Annotated in this window: 14 protein-coding genes and 1 pseudogene; 6 read left to right on the forward strand and 9 right to left on the reverse strand. The window is 63.1% G+C overall.

The window, feature by feature from the left end:
• Window positions 1–5: 5 nt before the first annotated feature.
• The 4 genes and pseudogenes from AC04SH_RS22405 to AC04SH_RS22420 all read left to right on the forward strand — a co-directional run bounded on the left by AC04SH_RS22405 (window position 6) and on the right by AC04SH_RS22420 (window position 5,350).
• Complete coding sequence (locus AC04SH_RS22405; RefSeq protein ID WP_477234759.1) at window positions 6–1,550, forward strand: bifunctional AfsR/SARP family transcriptional regulator/alpha/beta hydrolase; 1,545 nt, start codon at window positions 6–8, stop codon at window positions 1,548–1,550.
• Window positions 1,551–1,649: 99 nt separating this feature from the next.
• A complete protein-coding gene (locus AC04SH_RS22410; RefSeq protein ID WP_488576675.1) occupies window positions 1,650–2,390 on the forward strand; it encodes an alpha/beta fold hydrolase in 741 nt (246 codons plus the stop codon).
• Window positions 2,391–2,434: 44 nt separating this feature from the next.
• Window positions 2,435–2,671: pseudogene (locus tag AC04SH_RS22415) on the forward strand (ATP-grasp domain-containing protein); the annotation flags it as partial.
• A gap of 798 nt (window positions 2,672–3,469) precedes the next feature.
• Entirely contained in the window at window positions 3,470–5,350 is a 1,881-nt protein-coding gene (locus AC04SH_RS22420) for a polysaccharide biosynthesis protein (protein WP_488576676.1), read from the forward strand.
• Between the two features lie 77 nt (window positions 5,351–5,427).
• Here the strand turns inward: AC04SH_RS22420 and AC04SH_RS22425 are convergent, their stop codons facing one another.
• From AC04SH_RS22425 to AC04SH_RS22465, 9 genes are all read right to left on the reverse strand, one after another.
• Window positions 5,428–5,745 carry a hypothetical protein gene (locus tag AC04SH_RS22425; protein WP_488576677.1) on the reverse strand — a complete coding sequence of 106 codons (318 nt, stop codon included), beginning with the start codon at window positions 5,743–5,745 and terminating at the stop codon, window positions 5,428–5,430.
• A 106-nt stretch (window positions 5,746–5,851) separates the two neighbouring features.
• The gene (locus AC04SH_RS22430) at window positions 5,852–6,610 is read right to left on the reverse strand and encodes an amino acid ABC transporter ATP-binding protein (RefSeq protein WP_488576678.1); all 759 of its coding nucleotides are present in this window, start codon (window positions 6,608–6,610) and stop codon (window positions 5,852–5,854) included.
• Window positions 6,611–6,635: 25 nt separating this feature from the next.
• Complete coding sequence (locus tag AC04SH_RS22435) at window positions 6,636–7,310, reverse strand: amino acid ABC transporter permease (protein WP_142869840.1); 675 nt, start codon at window positions 7,308–7,310, stop codon at window positions 6,636–6,638.
• Window positions 7,307–7,984: an amino acid ABC transporter permease gene (locus AC04SH_RS22440; RefSeq protein ID WP_488576679.1), complete on the reverse strand. Its 678-nt coding sequence runs from the start codon at window positions 7,982–7,984 to the stop codon at window positions 7,307–7,309. The genes AC04SH_RS22435 and AC04SH_RS22440 overlap by 4 nt, the downstream gene beginning before the upstream one ends.
• A gap of 126 nt (window positions 7,985–8,110) precedes the next feature.
• Window positions 8,111–8,899, reverse strand: a complete 789-nt coding sequence (locus tag AC04SH_RS22445; RefSeq protein ID WP_488576680.1) for an ABC transporter substrate-binding protein — start codon at window positions 8,897–8,899, stop codon at window positions 8,111–8,113.
• A gap of 101 nt (window positions 8,900–9,000) precedes the next feature.
• Window positions 9,001–10,164 (reverse strand): saccharopine dehydrogenase family protein, encoded by a 1,164-nt coding sequence (locus tag AC04SH_RS22450; RefSeq protein WP_488576681.1) that lies wholly within the window; start codon window positions 10,162–10,164, stop codon window positions 9,001–9,003.
• Complete coding sequence (locus tag AC04SH_RS22455; RefSeq protein WP_112560910.1) at window positions 10,161–10,670, reverse strand: Lrp/AsnC family transcriptional regulator; 510 nt, start codon at window positions 10,668–10,670, stop codon at window positions 10,161–10,163. Before AC04SH_RS22455 ends, AC04SH_RS22450 begins: the two co-directional genes overlap by 4 nt.
• Window positions 10,671–10,852: 182 nt before the next feature.
• The gene (locus AC04SH_RS22460; RefSeq protein WP_488576682.1) at window positions 10,853–11,584 is read right to left on the reverse strand and encodes a 3-keto-5-aminohexanoate cleavage protein; all 732 of its coding nucleotides are present in this window, start codon (window positions 11,582–11,584) and stop codon (window positions 10,853–10,855) included.
• Window positions 11,585–11,907: 323 nt separating this feature from the next.
• Window positions 11,908–12,384 (reverse strand): MarR family winged helix-turn-helix transcriptional regulator, encoded by a 477-nt coding sequence (locus tag AC04SH_RS22465; RefSeq protein ID WP_488576683.1) that lies wholly within the window; start codon window positions 12,382–12,384, stop codon window positions 11,908–11,910.
• A gap of 153 nt (window positions 12,385–12,537) precedes the next feature.
• On the opposite strand from AC04SH_RS22465, the gene AC04SH_RS22470 reads away from it, so the two are divergent.
• Together AC04SH_RS22470 and AC04SH_RS22475 are read left to right on the forward strand one after the other, a co-directional pair.
• Window positions 12,538–13,353: a p-hydroxycinnamoyl CoA hydratase/lyase gene (locus AC04SH_RS22470; protein WP_488576684.1), complete on the forward strand. Its 816-nt coding sequence runs from the start codon at window positions 12,538–12,540 to the stop codon at window positions 13,351–13,353.
• A gap of 33 nt (window positions 13,354–13,386) precedes the next feature.
• The gene (locus AC04SH_RS22475) at window positions 13,387–14,880 is read left to right on the forward strand and encodes an AMP-binding protein (protein WP_488576685.1); all 1,494 of its coding nucleotides are present in this window, start codon (window positions 13,387–13,389) and stop codon (window positions 14,878–14,880) included.
• Window positions 14,881–14,888: the final 8 nt, after the last annotated feature.

Here is a 14,888-nt window from a genome sequence, read left to right on the forward strand (position 1 = left end):
GATCGATGGAGCGATTGCAGTTCCGACTTCTGGGTTTTCCGGAGTTCCGTCTGAACGGGCGGCGGGTGGAGCTTGCCTTGCGCAAGGCAGCCGCGCTCCTCATCTACCTCGCCGAGGCCGATAGGCCCGTGGCGCGCGAGGTTGCCGCTACGCTTTTGTGGCCCGAAACCGACGAGGACGCCGCACGGGCGCGCCTTCGGCGCACGCTGTATAAAATCCGCATCGCGTTCGGCAGCGAGGTTATCGCCGCCAGCGGAACATCCCTCAGCCTGCATCCGGCGCTGTCTGTCGAGGTCGACTCCAGGGTTTTCGAGCATGCCTGTGATGTCGGTCCTCTCGAAGAGGCCGCTGATATCCACAAGGGCGACTATCTCGCCGGCTTCTCACTGCCGGACTGTCTGGAATTCGAGGAATGGGTCTTCTTCAGGCGCGAGGCCCTGCGCGGCCGGCTGGTGCAGGCGCTGGAGCGGCTCGTCGAAGCGAAGATCGCCGGCGGCGAGCCTCGCAGCGCGGTCGTGCATGCGACGCGCCTTGCGGCACTGGACCCCTTGAGCGAAAGCGCACACCGTCACCTGATCCGCGCCCACCTGGCGGCCGGGGACAGGGCGGCAGCCGAGCGCCAGGCCGAGACCTGTGTTCGGTTATTGCGGGACGAACTCGGCATAGCGCCAGACTCCGCCACGCTTGCCCTGCTGCGTGAACCAACGCGCGATATTGGCTCGGACGTGCCCAGAACGCGCTATGTCGACGTGGACGGCGTCCATATTGCCTACCAGATCGTCGGCAGCGGCCCGATGGATATCGTGCTTGTTCCGGGGTTCATTTCGCATGTCGAGCGGGTTTGGGAAGACAGAAGCTGCCGCTCCTGGATCACCGCGGTTTCGCGTCTCGGTCGTCTGATCCTTTTCGACCGGCGCGGCATGGGACTTTCCGACCGCGTTGGCGACCGCCCAACCGTTGAAGCGACGGCGCAGGATATTCTGGCGGTCATGAACGCGGCCGGCAGCCGTAGGGCCTTGCTCATCGGTGCATCGGAGGGTGGGCCGGGTTGTATTCGTTTTGCCGTGAACCATCCTGATCGCCTGATCGGCCTCGTTCTCTGGGCTTCCCTGGCGAAAGGCAGCCGCGCGCCCGACTATCCTTTTGCCCTGACCGTTGCCCAATACGACCTGTGGAAGCAACGCCTGCTCGCCGGCTGGGGTGGTCCCGCGGAAATCCAGACCTTCGCCCCGAGCCTGGCCGCAGACCGCCAGGCGCAGAGCTGGTGGGCCGGATTGCTCAGGGCAGCCTCCAGTCCCGGCGCGGTCGCAGGTCTGCTCGAAGCGCTGCGTGATACCGACGTCCGCCACCTCCTGGCAAAAGTTTCGACCAGGACGATGGTTCTGCACCGCTCCGGCGACCGTGCCGTGCGCGTCGAGGCCGGGCGGTTCCTCGCAGCCAAAATCCCGGACGCGCGTTTCATCGAGGTCGCCGGTGACGACCACTGGTTCTGGGTCGGCGATCAGCAGCCGCTGCTCGACAGCATCAGCGCGTTTGCACGAGGCAGCTGATCGCAGCCGGAGACGATCAGGGGACACCCCCTGTGTAGGGCGACGCTCACAACTCTTGATGTCGGTTGTGAAGTTTTGCGCCCTGCAGAAGGAACGATCATGTTCGTCGTATCGGAAGACGGAACCCGCATTGCCTATGAGGTGGTCGGGACGGGAAAGCCGCTCGTGCTGCTGCACGGCTTTACAGCAGATCACACGATTTGGCGTGAAGTGGGCTACGTCGAGCGGTTGGCGGGGCGGCAACTGATACTGATCGACGCTCGCGGTCACGGCAGAAGCGACAAGCCGCATGTGCCCGAAGCGTATGATGCCGGGCGATGCGCGACAGATGTCGCGGCGGTTCTGAATGATATCGGCGCAGTCAACGCCGACATCTGTGGGCATTCCTTGGGCGGCACGATTGCCCTGGCGTTTGCCGCCCACTACCCGAACCGGGTGCGCTCGCTTGTCGTCAACGGGGCGCATCCCTTCGGTCAGGATCTGAGCCTGCTCAGGGCGGCCGTGAGCGTCGACATAGAACCCTGGATCTCGTATCTGCGCACCGAGAACTGGCCGTTGACAGTCGGGAACGTCAGGCAACTCAGAAGCAATGATCTTGAGGCCCTGCGGGCATGCGTTGCACTGGACCGGTCCGATCGGTCGGCACCGTTTGTCGGCTTTGATCGACCGATCCTTGCGATTAGCGGAGAGGCCGATCCGTTGTGTCCGAAGGTCCGTGATTTTGCAGCCCTTGCCGGCGCCGACTATCTCGAACTCATCGGATGCAATCATTTCCAGGCGTTCTTGGCGGTCGACCCGATATGCGCGCGCATGGAGAAGTTTTTTGTCGATTGCCGCTAGTGCGTGAGGGCCCGCAAGGTCAAGTGACGGCCAAGATGCCGGGCATTGCCGAAATGGTGCGTCCCAAATTGATCGGCGACGGAATGTTCTTGGTCGGGCTCGACATCGTCGGCGACAAACTTCTGGAGATCAACGTCTTCACACCGGGCGGGCTGAGCCGGCTGGCCGACATGTACGCAACGGATTTTGCCGCAAGCGTCATCGCTGCGCTGGAGGAGAAGCAAACGCTGCGGCAAGCCTATGGAAAGGCCATGACCAATTCGCGGCTGGCGACGCTGTGAGGAATGCGGGAAAGACGCGATCTGAGCCGAAGCAGACATCACAGGGGAGGCGTGCATGACTGCTTTGCGCCGCATCTCGGCCATTGAAGTTAGCTCGGCCACCGCCTTAAGGCGGACATTACCGGCGACCGCGCTGGAGGTCGCGGTTGCGCCATTCGCGGGCATAGCGAGAAGCGATCGGTTACGTCTGCTTAGCGTCGATAGTGTTCTCTAATGGGTCAAGGGGCGGCCACTCGATTTTGAGCGCTGTCGACGCTTTCGGATACCTGCGTTCTCTGCGAGGTCAAGGCACTTGATGGAGTCAGCTGGGTATGGAGCGGCTTGGTTGAAAATCGCAGTCTGGCTGAAGATGGACCGCGTTGTCCCATTTGGCGACATTGCGATCTTTGAAAGGTCGAGTTCCTCGATGAAGTCTTCGGCGCCCTGCCAGACGGTGTGGCTTCCGACATCGACAAGATCCCATCGCACCGGCTCGACCATCGCCTTGAACTTGGGCGTCCTCCCTCGGGGAAGTGTTGATAATCGCCGCGTGGACGATTCACATTTTCAGACGTTACTGGCACATGTCAGCACCAAGGCTCTATACTGCGACTCCGAGCGACCGAACCTCGGCTGTTCGGACATTGGACGTCGGCGGATCGAGTTGATCGCCGCCTTTTATCGAAAGGTCTAAAACTAGTGTCTCCAGAAGAATGGAAACAGCGAAAGCATGTTTATGCTGGAGACAAAACGACTCGGTCCTGGCGAGTTTCTCGACTGATAGTATTGCGGGGCCTGGCTCTGGTGCACGATGGCACAATGGGTGCTGCCGCAATGTTTCTCTCGGTCGCGTTGAGGTTTGATTTTGATATAGTTGTTAAAAACTTGACGAATTTCCTTGGCGCGGCGGCGCTATTTGGGATTATTGTCGGCGGCGCAGGTTTTGTGCTCGGGCTGAACCGTGGTATTTGGCGCTATGCGTCGCTGTCGGATCTCCTGGCAATCACCTATGCAGCTACTGCGTCCGTCGCTAGTTTCACAGTTGCCCAGTTTCTGCTGGATCGACTGACCTTGATTCCCCGTTCTTCGATCCTTATCGCGTGGGCCTTCGTGATCGTGCTGCTAGCCGGGCCGCGTGCCGCGTATCGGCTCTATCGCAACCGCCACGACACCGATCGCTTGTTCGATCGCAGCACCTGTAAGTTCGTGCTGCTGGTTGGAGCCACCGACAACGCCGACGCCTTCGTGAGGACCATTAAGGAGAGAAACAGTGCCTTGTCATTCGTGGTCCTTGCGATAATCGACGAACGGGATCGCAGGACCGGGCGTTCTATTCGCGGGGTTCCAGTGTTGGGTCCGCTGGAAAGACTGCCGCAGATCTTCGATCAATTCGAGGCCCAGGGGCGCCGGCCCGAGGCGCTCATTCTGACACGTTCGCGCGAGGATTATCAGCGGCACGCCAGCATCGAGGCGCTGGTTGAGATCGCGGCACAGCAGAAAGTCGAAATCCTCAGGCTCCCGAACCTCCTCGACATGCAAAGCATCGACGCTGAAATCGAACTCCGTCCGATCAAGTTGGAAGATCTCCTGCAACGTCCGCCCCTTAGGCTTGATGTGCCCAAGATCGCCTCGATGATCGAGGGCAGGACCGTCATGATCACCGGCGCGGGCGGTTCGATTGGATCCGAGCTGGCACGTCAGGTCGCGGCCCTGAACCCACGGACCCTCGTTCTTTTGGATGCCAGCGAGCACCTTCTCTACTCTATCGCGACTGAACTCACTGGCACCCGCCCGAGCCTCGAACTGCATGCTGCCCTTTGCAACGTGCGTGAAAAAGACGCTGTCAACACCATTGTCCAGGCCCACAGACCCCAGGTGCTCTTCCACGCCGCGGCACTAAAGCACGTACCGATCGTTGAGGCTCAACCGCTTGAAGGCCTTTTCACCAACGCGATCGGGACGCGCAATGTTGCCGAGGCCGCGCTTCATGCCAACGTCTCCACGATGGTTCTGGTGTCGACCGACAAGGCTGTGAATCCCGCTAACGTAATGGGCGCGACTAAACGGATGGCGGAGATGTTCTGCCAGGCGATGGATATCGACTCGCAGGTCAACGGCACACGTTTCGTCACCGTTCGGTTCGGCAACGTCCTGGGGTCGGCCGGATCCGTGGTCCCGCTGTTCGAGAAGCAGATCAGGGCCGGCGGGCCTGTGACAGTTACCCATCCGGACATGGAACGCTTTTTCATGACAATTTCGGAAGCCTGCCTCCTCGTCCTGCAGGCGGCGGCGCATAGCCACGCACGACAGGAGGAGCGCGGCCGAATTTACGTTCTCGACATGGGCTCGCCGGTGAAGATCGTGGATCTTGCTCGAAATCTCATCCGTCTCTCGGGGCGCCGCCCGGACACCGACATTCAGATAGTCTACACCGGGCTTCGGCCGGGGGAAAAACTCTACGAGGAACTTTTCGACAACAAGGAAACCTTGAGCGGGACCGGTGCGTCGGGGATCCTGGCCGCATCTCCACGGTCGATTGAGAGAGCGCTGATCGTGCGCATCTTCGACGAAATGAAGCGGAGGATCGACGCCCAAGATTTGCCCGGTGCCCTACGGCTTCTGAAATCGACCGTCGGGGAGTTTACTCCGGGGAGCGAGATTCACCTGCTGATGAGCGGGAAGGACTCGAGCAAGCACTGAACCTCATCGCGGTGCCCACCGACTGCCCCCCGCAAGCTGACAATCGGAAGACCCTCATTCTGACCATTCGTGTATGTTCACCGTGGCGGCCATGGGTTGATACCGGATTTCCGGGCAGCGTCGGTATTCAGCACTGCTGCTCCTACTTCTTCAACCAACCGATCCACCAGTTCCTGCCATTCGGCTCGTCTGGCTTCGCGCAATGCAAACGAGGCCTCGGCGACCTTCGAAAGCGCAAACTCTGCATCGGGGAGTTCCTGGCAGATGTCGCGAAAGCTCTCACTTCGGTCCATCAGCCGATGGATCGTCAATTCAAACCGACCTAAACGTCTGCTTTCGTAGGGTAGTTCTTGAAAAGCTGCCTGACCGGAATCGGCCCAAAACAGGACGCTCATTGGCTGCCGCTGAGTGCGGCAGTTAGCGCGCAGCGGCCATTCGGACGACCGGCTTCGAATGTCCAATTCCCACCACCGGAGGCAGCCTGCCGTTCGAGTCCCGACTCTAATGCCTTAAAATCTTGCTCAGAAAAGCCCGGCTGCGGTCAGTCTTCGGGGCGGAGAAGAACTCCTCCGGCGTGCCGCTTTCGACGATGGCGCCGGCGTCCATGAAGACGACGCGCTGAGCAACCTTGCGGGCGAAGCCCATTTCGTGCGTCACCACCATCATCGTCATGCCTTCCTCGGCGACGGCCACCATGACATCGAGCACTTCGGAAATCATCTCGGGGTCGAGTGCGGAGGTCGGCTCGTCGAACAACATGATCTTCGGCCGCATGCCGAGGCAGCGGGCGATCGCCACGCGCTGCTGCTGGCCGCCGGAGAGCTGTGAGGGATAGGCGTTGACCTTGTCGGCGAGGCCGACCTTGGCCAGCAAGGCGCGACCGGCCTGCTCGGCTTCGGCGCGGGGGATCTTGCGGACATGGATCGGCGCCAGCGTCACGTTTTCCAGCGCGGTCTTGTGCGGGTAGAGATTGAACGACTGGAAGACGAAGCCGATCTCGGTGCGCAGCAGCGTCATGTTGGTGGCGGGGTCGCCGAGGCGCTGGCCGTCGACGACCAGGTCGCCGCCCTTGATCGTCTCCAAGCCGTTGATGCAGCGGATCAACGTGCTCTTGCCCGAGCCGCTGGGGCCGCAGACGACGACGACCTCGCGCGGCTCGACGCTGAGTGTGATGTCCTTCAGCACATTGAGCGCGCCGAACCATTTGTTGACGCCGCGAAAGTCGATCATGCCGGTTTTGGTCGGGCTTGGGTTGGTCATGGCGGTCGGCCCTTTGGGTTCGATGTCACAGCTGCACCTCGCCATGCGCCGCACCCATGCGGCGCTCCAGCCGGCGGGCGAGCATGATCAGCGGATAGCAGACGATGAAATAGCCGACGCCGACGAGGAAGAAGACCAGCAGGCCGTTGGGCACACGCTGCACCACCAGCCAGCCGACGCGGGTGAGGTCGGTCAACCCGATGGCCGAGACGACGGAGGAATCCTTGATCAGCAGCACATATTGCCCGACCAGCGGCGGCAGCACGATGCGCATCGCTTGCGGCAGCACCACCTGGCGCATGCGCTGCCAGCGCGACAGGCCGGACGCCAGCGCCGCCTCGACCTGGCCGGTCGGCACCGAACGGATGCCGGCGGCGACGATTTCGCAGATAAAGCAGGCGGCCAGATTGGTCAGCGCGATGATGCCGGCGGTGAAGGCGTCGAGCTCGATGCCGAACTCCGGCAGGATGAAGAAGATCAGGAAGATCTGCACCAGGAACGGCGTGCCGCGGATCAGGTCGACCCAGGCGCCGATCACGCTTGAAATCAGACGGTTGCCGCCGGTGCGCAATATGCCGAGGCCGAAGCCGAGCGCCGTGCCAAGCACCAGGCTGATCAGCGACAGCATCACGGTCATGCCGAGGCCTCGCAAGGCGAGGGGATAGCTACCGGCGAGGCTTTGCAGCTGCTGCCAGATCATGTGCTGCTCCTTGCCGGCTGCAGGCCGAGCCAGCGACTGGACAGCCCCGCCAATCCTTTGAGGCAATAGTAGAGCAGCAGATAAAAAGCGGCGATGGTGAGAAAACCTTCCGCCGGCATGAAGCGGTCGGACGCCAGCAATTGGCCGGCGCGCGTCAGTTCGGAAACCGAGATCAGCGACAACAGCGCCGAATCCTTGACCAGCACGATCGCCTGGCCGAGCAGTGGCGGGATCGTCACCTTGAATGCCTGCGGCAGGATGACGAGGCGCATGCGCTGGACATAGGTCATCCCCGAGGCGACGCCGGCTTCCACCTGGCCGCGCGGGATCGACAGGATACCGGCGCGAATGATTTCAGCGATATAGGCGCCACTGTTCAGCGACAAAGCGAGGATGCCGACGAGGAGCTCGGGCAGCACAAAGCCGAGCCGCGGCAAGCCGAAATAGAGGAAGTAGAGCTGCGCCAGCAAGGGCGTGGCACGCACGGCGTCGATATAGGCCTTGGCCGGAATGCGAAACAGCTGGCCGCGCTGCAGGTTCATGGCGGCGAGCACGATGCCGACGGCAAGCGCGCCGGCAAAGGACAGCGCCGACAGCCAGACGGTCGTGATCAGACCCTGCCCGAACAGCGGCAGATATTCGATGATGGTGCGGAAGCTGAAGTTTTCGAGCATCGGGCGCGCGGCGGTGATGAGGGAAGGGCGAATAGCGAGTAGCGAATAGCGAGTAGGGAGGTAGGGAGCAGCCAAGCATGGCCGGAACGGCCATTCCCTATTCGCTACTCCCTATTCGCTAATTCTTCAGTGATCCTTCTTCCAGGCGTCGGAGTTGACCCAGTAGTCGAGGTTCTTCTGCAGGCGGCCGTCGATGCTGACCTGGTTGAGGAACAGGTTCATCCAGACCAGCAGATCCGGCTCGTCATAGCGGGTGGCGAAGGCAAGCGGTTCCTTAGACAACAACTCCGGCATGATGGTGAAGGTGCCGGCGGGATAAGCGGTCGACTGACCTTTGACCGCGGAGACGTCGTTGACGCCGCAATCGACCTGGCCGTTGTTGACCGCGTCGAGCAGCAACGGACCGCCGCCCTTGTAGCTCTTGATGTCGGCATCGGGGAAAGCGGTCTTGGCTTCCTTCTCGCCGGTGGCGCCCAAAAGCACGGCGATCTTGGTGCCCTTGGCCTTGCAGTCCTCGGTGGTCTTGAACTTGCTGTCGGCCTTGGTGAAGACGGTGCTGCCCGTGTACATATAGGGCGTCGTGAAGGCGACCTTCATGCCGCGCGCCAGCGTCGGCGTCATGTCGGCGACCAGAAGGTCCGCCTTACCCGACAACAGCGCCGGGATCAGCCCGTCCCAGTCATAGTCGAGGAAGGTGACCTTGACACCCATCTCCTTGGCCATCAGTTCGGCGAGTTCGACCGAACTGCCGGTGCGTTCGCCATTGGCGCCGACCAGCGAGAAGGGCGGTCCTTGTGTCTGCACCGCGACGCGCAGTTCGCCGCGCTTGGTGATGTCGTCGAGCGTCCCGGCACTGGCCGCCGTGGTGAGCCCGGCGAGCGCAAGTCCGGCGATAAAAAGTCTGGCAATTTTCATGTGGCATTCCTCCCGTTGTGGTTGTTGTTTTGCCCGCGGATCCCGTGGGCTGTTTTTGAGCGGCAGCGCCGTTTGCCGGCGGCGCCACCGTTCGAAAATCCTCAGTCCCAGGTCACCGTCTCGGCAACCCTGATGCCGCGCCTGGTCAGCTCGTCGAAGAAAGGTTCGTCCGGAACATGCTGCAGCGGGTTCAAAAGGCCTGGCGTGGTGATCTCGCGCCGCGCCAGCATCTGCGCCACGATGCTGGCGGGATAGCCGACGCCGAGGCTCATGCCGAACAGACCGGAGGCGAGGTCGCGTTCGATGATCAGGTCCGATGTCACCGTCTTGCGGCGACCGCCTTCAAGGCCGGAGAAGACATTGCGCATGACGCAAAGGTCCTTCTCGTCGGCGCCGTACTGGAGTTGCGGGCCGAGCAGCCTGCCCAGAAACTCGCGTGGGCTGGCGCTTGTGCCGGGCACCTTGTCTTCGGAGAGGAAGCCGAGTTCCTTCAGCGGCGCCCAGAAGGCCGACCAGCCCGGCCAGCGCAGCGTATAGCGGCCCGAGCGTTGCAGCCCCTTGGCGGCAGAAAGCATCTCGACATAGTGCAGCGCGTCGCCATTGGGGAAAGCTTCCAGCCGGCCGAGGCCGGCGACCTCGATCTCATGGATGAAGCGGTTGTCGTGCTGCTGGCCCGCCGACACTTCGACGCGTTTGCCGTCCTCGATCATCACGCTGTCGCGGTTCTGGCTGACCAGGACCATGTCGAAGTTCCAGCTCACCTTGTAGCAGAGCGGCTTGGCCATCGCCTTCGGTTCCGGGATGCCGCCGCAATAGGAATCGATTGAGGAGATCGTAGAGAACTGCTTTGCGGCGCGCGCGTAGAGCACGAGGTCGATGCCGGGGTCGAGCCCGCATTCGGTCATGATCGAAACGCCGGCCTGTTCAGCCTCCGGCGCCAGATCGGCAATGGCCTTGCCGTAATTGGTGGTGACCAGCGGCGTGCGCGTCGCGATCGCCGCCTGCACCGCCTCGCGCATCAGCGGCTGCGGCAGGAGATCGATGACGGCGTCGACATCGGCCAGCACAGTGGCGAGTGCCGGACCGATCGCGCCTTCGGGCACGACGAAACGCACACGGGAAAGGTCGGTCAGGCCGGCAAGCCGGGCAGGGCCGTCGGCTGCGGTATCGACGCAGACGATCTCCTCGACGCCGGCGCTGGCGACGAGATCGGCGATGGCCGCGCGGCCCTGCAGGCCGAGGCCGCCGAGAACTGCTATTCTCATGCCGGCTCCTTGCGGGCCGGTGTTTCTTCCGACCAGCAGCCTTCGGGAAGGCTGACCCATTTGTTGCACGACGCCATGACGACGAAGGTCTCGCTGCGCACCACTTCGCCGGGAATGCCGGCGCCGGGGATCAGCTCGCTGGTGATGCGGTAGAGGTCGGCGACATCGCCGGCGACGGTGACGTCGACGATGATGTCGAAGCGCCCGGTGACCACCGAGGCCGAGTTGACGAAAGGCAGTTCCGAGATTCGCTGCGCCAGTTCGCGGGCGCGGCCTCTGCCTTGCGCGTTGATGCCGACAATGGCCGAAATCAGCTCCGGGCGCTCGGTCAAATTGAGCAGCCCGACGATCTTCAGCAAATTGCGGTCCAGCAGATTGCGCAGCCTCGAGCGCACCGTCGGCACCGAAATCGCCATCGTCTCGGCGAGCCGGTTGATGCCGGGTTGGGCGTCCTGCGACAACAGCTTGACCAGCCGTCGATCGGTTTGATCGAGATGTTCACGCAAAGGCTAGGCTTTCATAAAGGAGAAAAATAAGAAGAAATTTCTTCCAGATATGAAAACAGCCTATGAGAAATTTTTAATAACAGCAAGAGCGGAGTTGCGGCTCGCTGTTGTGCCAGCTTCGGCAAGATGGCGATCTCCCCCGCGAGCGCGAGATCAGACGCTATCGACGCATTCGTCAGCCGCTACGCCGATAGGCTGGCCCGGAAGATCGCCACCGCGGCCGCCACCAGTGCCGCATTGCCGGAGGCGACCGTGCCATCCGGGAGGTCCTTGCCGTCTTCCAGCCCGACGCGCGTCGACCAGTTGCGCGCCGCCGCACGCCGCACGAAAGGCCAGACCGTGGCGTCGGACCCATGCAGCAGGACTGCGCGCCTGATGCCGGCGCGCGCCAGCACCTGTTCGATGCCGTCGGCGAGGGCGACCGCTTCGTCCAGCGTCTGCTCGGAAATCTCGATCAGGATGCGCAGCACGCGTCCGCCATGGTCGAGGCTGACGAGACGCTCGGCGTCGGCGACTGAAGCCAGACCGGCTTCGATGCCGATGCCGCGCTGGCGCAGGCTTTCCATGACGAGGGGCGCCGCCGTCTCGCTGAGATTGACCGAGGCATAGTCCGGCAATTCGCGCCAGCCGGCGATGGCGACCAGCGTACCGATATCGTCGTTCTCGATCCAGGCGCCGGTGGAGACGCCGATCAGCGTGCCGGGGCAGGCGCGGCGCAGCGCCGCGATCGTCGGATCCATCGCTGCCGGCGAAAGGCTCTCGCGGCGGTCCGCTCCGCGCGCATGGACATGCAACTCGGCCGCACCGGCGGCAATCGAAGCCGCACCGTCGCGCGCCATGGCCTCGGCGTCGAGCGGGAGGGCAGGGTGGAAATCGGCGGCGCGGGCGCCATTGATGCAGGCCTGGACGATCATGATTTTCGCGCTCCTGTTGCGGATGGCGCGAGCCTAGCGCAGGGCGGAGAAAATCGGAATTCGGGGCAAAGGAGTCTCCTGACAGACGAGTAGATGTCTTGAAGCGCCGCGATCCTTCGCGCCCCCCTCTGTCCTGCCGGACATCTCCCCACGAGGGGGGAGATTGGCAGCTTCGGCGCCGGCCATCTTCTTGCAACGTTGGTGATTAGCGAAAGCGGGCGCGACGTCCGATCTCCCCCAAGTGGGGAGATGTCCGGCAGGACAGAGGGGGGCGCCGTAGAGCGCCAGCTTGGCAATCGGTGATGGCGCCGCTTGGGCTGCCTTCAATCGATTTCGTCGGTCCAGATCAGGCGCAGCAGGCGCAGTAGCGTTGCCCGGTCCTTTTTCGTCAGCTGCCGCAGGAACCGGTCCTCGTGCCGGCGCACCTGCCGGCGCCATGCCGGCATGGCCGCTTTGGCTGCCTTGGTCAAAGCGAGCACCTGCACGCGCCTGTCCTGCGCATGGTCGTCGCGTTCAACCAAGCCGCGCTCCTCGAGTTCGGCAAGCAGCGGCGCCATGTTGGCGCTCTTCATGCCGAGCAGGCGGCAGAGCTCGGCGGCGCGGATACCGGGCCTTTCGTCGATCAACGCGAGCATGCCGTAGGTCACCGGGCGCAACGAGGCATCGGCCATCTCGACGGCGAAATCATTGAGCGCCAGGGCCGAAGCGCGCCGCAGATTGTAGCCGATCTGCGCGTCGAGCGTGTCTTCCGGCGCTATCCTGGCCTTGCGGGGTTTGCTGCGGATTGTGGCCTCGTCCATGCTGCAAGCGATCACCGCGATCAAGGCCCTTGTCAAGCAGAAAATACTATGCGACATAGCAATTGTGAAAGCTATGTAGCATAGCGATTAATGCAAGCGGGTTTGGAGCGCGGCTCTTCGCTTGCCATGCACGCAAGCAGGAGGAGAATTGCCATGACCGAAGAGACCGTGGCCTTCGACGTCGAGAACGGCATCGCCTGGGTGCGCTTCAACCGACCCGAAAAACGCAACTGCATGAACCCGGCGCTCAACCGGCGCATGATGGAAGTGCTGGATGGGCTGGAATACCGCGACGATGTCGGGGTGCTGGTACTGTCGGGCGCGGGCAGCGCCTGGTCGGCGGGCATGGACCTCAAGGAGTATTTTCGCGAGACCGAGGCCAAGGGGCTGGGCGCCGTCCGCAAGGCGCAGGGCGAAGCCTATGGCTGGTGGCGGCGGTTGCGCTGGTACCGCAAGCCGACCATCGCCATGGTCAATGGCTGGTGCTTTGGCGGCGGTTATGGCCCGCTGTTTGCTTGCGATCTGGCTTTCGCCGCCGACGAGGCGCAGTTTGCGCTCTCCGAGATCAACTGGGGCATCCTGCCCGGCGGTGGCGCCACCAAGGTGGTGGTCGACCTCTTGTCGATGCGCGACGCCATGTATCATGCGCTGACCGGCGAACTCATCGACGGCAGGAAGGCGGCGGCCTGGAAGCTGGTCAATGAAAGCGTGCCGCTGGCGGAGCTGAAGGCGCGCGTCACCGAGGTGGCGAACATTTTGCTGAAGAAAAACCCGGTCGCGCTGAAGGCGACCAAGGACGCCATCCGCCGCGTCGCTGAGATGACCTATGACAATGCCGAGGACTATCTGGTGCGGGCGCAGGAGGCGGCCAACTCCTACGACAATGACGGCCGCAAGGAAGGCATCCGCCAGTTCATTGATGAGAAGAGCTACAAGCCCGGCCTCGGCGCCTACGACAAGGCAAGGTGATCAGCCAAGATCCGATCGGGGAGGAGATGCGAGATGCCGGCCTGGACGACGCCAGATCCCGTGGCCTTGCATGCCGCGACGCAACCCGAGCGCCTCGCTTGCGTCGACCTCGCTTCCGGGCGGCGCTGGACCTATCATGCGCTCGATCATGCCATCCAGCGTGCCGTCGCCGTGCTTGAGGGCGGCTACGGCATCGAGCCGGGGCAGCGCATCGCCACCGTCGCCCGCAACAGCGCCGACCTGCTGATCCTGCAGCAGGCCGCCATGCGCCTCGGCGCCGTCTTCGTGCCGGTGAACTGGCGCCTCGCTGCGCCTGAGCAACAAGCAATCCTCGCCGATTGCGATCCCGCACTGCTGCTGCACGATGCCGCGTTTGATAGAGCGCCGCCCAAAAACTGCATGACGGTCGAGGTCGCCGATTTTGCGGCGGCTATGGAAGCGCAGGCGCCGGCGACGCGCCGGCCCTTGCCTGCGGCCGATCAGCCGTCGATCATCCTCTACACCTCCGGCACTTCGGGTCGCCCCAAGGGCGTCATCATCACCGAGGCCAACGCCTTCGCCACCACGGTCAATTTCGGCGTGCTGGGGCGGGTCGGCAATGCAAGCGTCTTCCTTTGCGATGCGCCGATGTTCCATGTCATCGGCCTCATCACCAGCCTGCGTCCGCCCTTGCTGCAGGGCGGCACCGTGCTGATCTCGCCCGGCTTCGAGGCCGGTCTCACCAACCGGCGGCTGGCCGATGCTGAACTCGGCGTCACCCACTATTTCTGCGTGCCGCAAATGGCAAAAATGCTGCGCGACGGCGTAGGTTTCGATCCGGCGAACTGGACCACGCTCACCGCTATCTTCACCGGCGGCGCTCCCAATCCCGCCGCCGACATCCGCTGGTGGCTGGAGCAGGGCGTGCGCATGGTCGACGGTTTCGGCATGACCGAGGCCGGCACCGTGCTCGGCATGCCGCTCGAGGCCGGCCAGATCGCCCGCAAGGCAGGTTCCGCCGGCCTGCCGGGACCTTCGGTTTGCCTGCGCATCGTCGATGATGACGGCAACGACGTCGCCCCGGGCGAGGCCGGTGAGATCTGGCTCAGCGGCCCCAACATCACGCCCGGCTACTGGAACCGGCCGGACGAGACGGCGCAGGCCTTCACATCCGATGGCTGGTTCCGCACCGGCGACATTGCGCGCCGGGATGCTGAGGGTTTTGTCACCCTGGTCGACCGCCGCAAAGACATGTTCATTTCGGGTGGCGAAAACGTCTATCCCGCTGAGGTCGAAATGGCGTTGCTCGACCATCCCGACATTGCCGAAGCGGCCGTCATTGGCATCGCCGATGAACGCTGGGGCGAGGTCGGACGGGCTTTCGTTGTGCTGAAGGCCGGCTGCATCCTCGACCCGGCAGTGCTCGCGGCCCACTGCGCCGCCCGCATCGCCCGCTACAAGGTGCCGAAGGAATTCCTGCTTACCGACGCGTTGCCGCGCACCGCGTCGGGTAAAATCCAGAAGCACATCTTGCGCGGCCGGCAGTGAGCTGGAGC

This window comes from Mesorhizobium sp. CNPSo 4688, assembly GCF_057784295.1.

Bases quoted from the DNA above. Each gene is read 5' to 3' on its own strand.
- AC04SH_RS22410 (WP_488576675.1), top strand. From the start codon at position 1,650: ATGTTCGTCGTATCGGAAGACGGAACCCGCATTGCCTATGAGGTGGTC.
- AC04SH_RS22445 (WP_488576680.1), bottom strand. From the start codon at position 8,899: ATGAAAATTGCCAGACTTTTTATCGCCGGACTTGCGCTCGCCGGGCTC.
- AC04SH_RS22465 (WP_488576683.1), bottom strand. From the start codon at position 12,384: ATGGACGAGGCCACAATCCGCAGCAAACCCCGCAAGGCCAGGATAGCG.
- AC04SH_RS22430 (WP_488576678.1), bottom strand. From the start codon at position 6,610: ATGACCAACCCAAGCCCGACCAAAACCGGCATGATCGACTTTCGCGGC.
- AC04SH_RS22450 (WP_488576681.1), bottom strand. From the start codon at position 10,164: ATGAGAATAGCAGTTCTCGGCGGCCTCGGCCTGCAGGGCCGCGCGGCC.
- AC04SH_RS22475 (WP_488576685.1), top strand. From the start codon at position 13,387: ATGCCGGCCTGGACGACGCCAGATCCCGTGGCCTTGCATGCCGCGACG.
- AC04SH_RS22425 (WP_488576677.1), bottom strand. From the start codon at position 5,745: ATGAGCGTCCTGTTTTGGGCCGATTCCGGTCAGGCAGCTTTTCAAGAA.
- AC04SH_RS22440 (WP_488576679.1), bottom strand. From the start codon at position 7,984: ATGCTCGAAAACTTCAGCTTCCGCACCATCATCGAATATCTGCCGCTG.
- AC04SH_RS22435 (WP_142869840.1), bottom strand. From the start codon at position 7,310: ATGATCTGGCAGCAGCTGCAAAGCCTCGCCGGTAGCTATCCCCTCGCC.
- AC04SH_RS22470 (WP_488576684.1), top strand. From the start codon at position 12,538: ATGACCGAAGAGACCGTGGCCTTCGACGTCGAGAACGGCATCGCCTGG.
- AC04SH_RS22420 (WP_488576676.1), top strand. From the start codon at position 3,470: ATGGGTGCTGCCGCAATGTTTCTCTCGGTCGCGTTGAGGTTTGATTTT.
- AC04SH_RS22405 (WP_477234759.1), top strand. From the start codon at position 6: ATGGAGCGATTGCAGTTCCGACTTCTGGGTTTTCCGGAGTTCCGTCTG.
- AC04SH_RS22460 (WP_488576682.1), bottom strand. From the start codon at position 11,584: ATGATCGTCCAGGCCTGCATCAATGGCGCCCGCGCCGCCGATTTCCAC.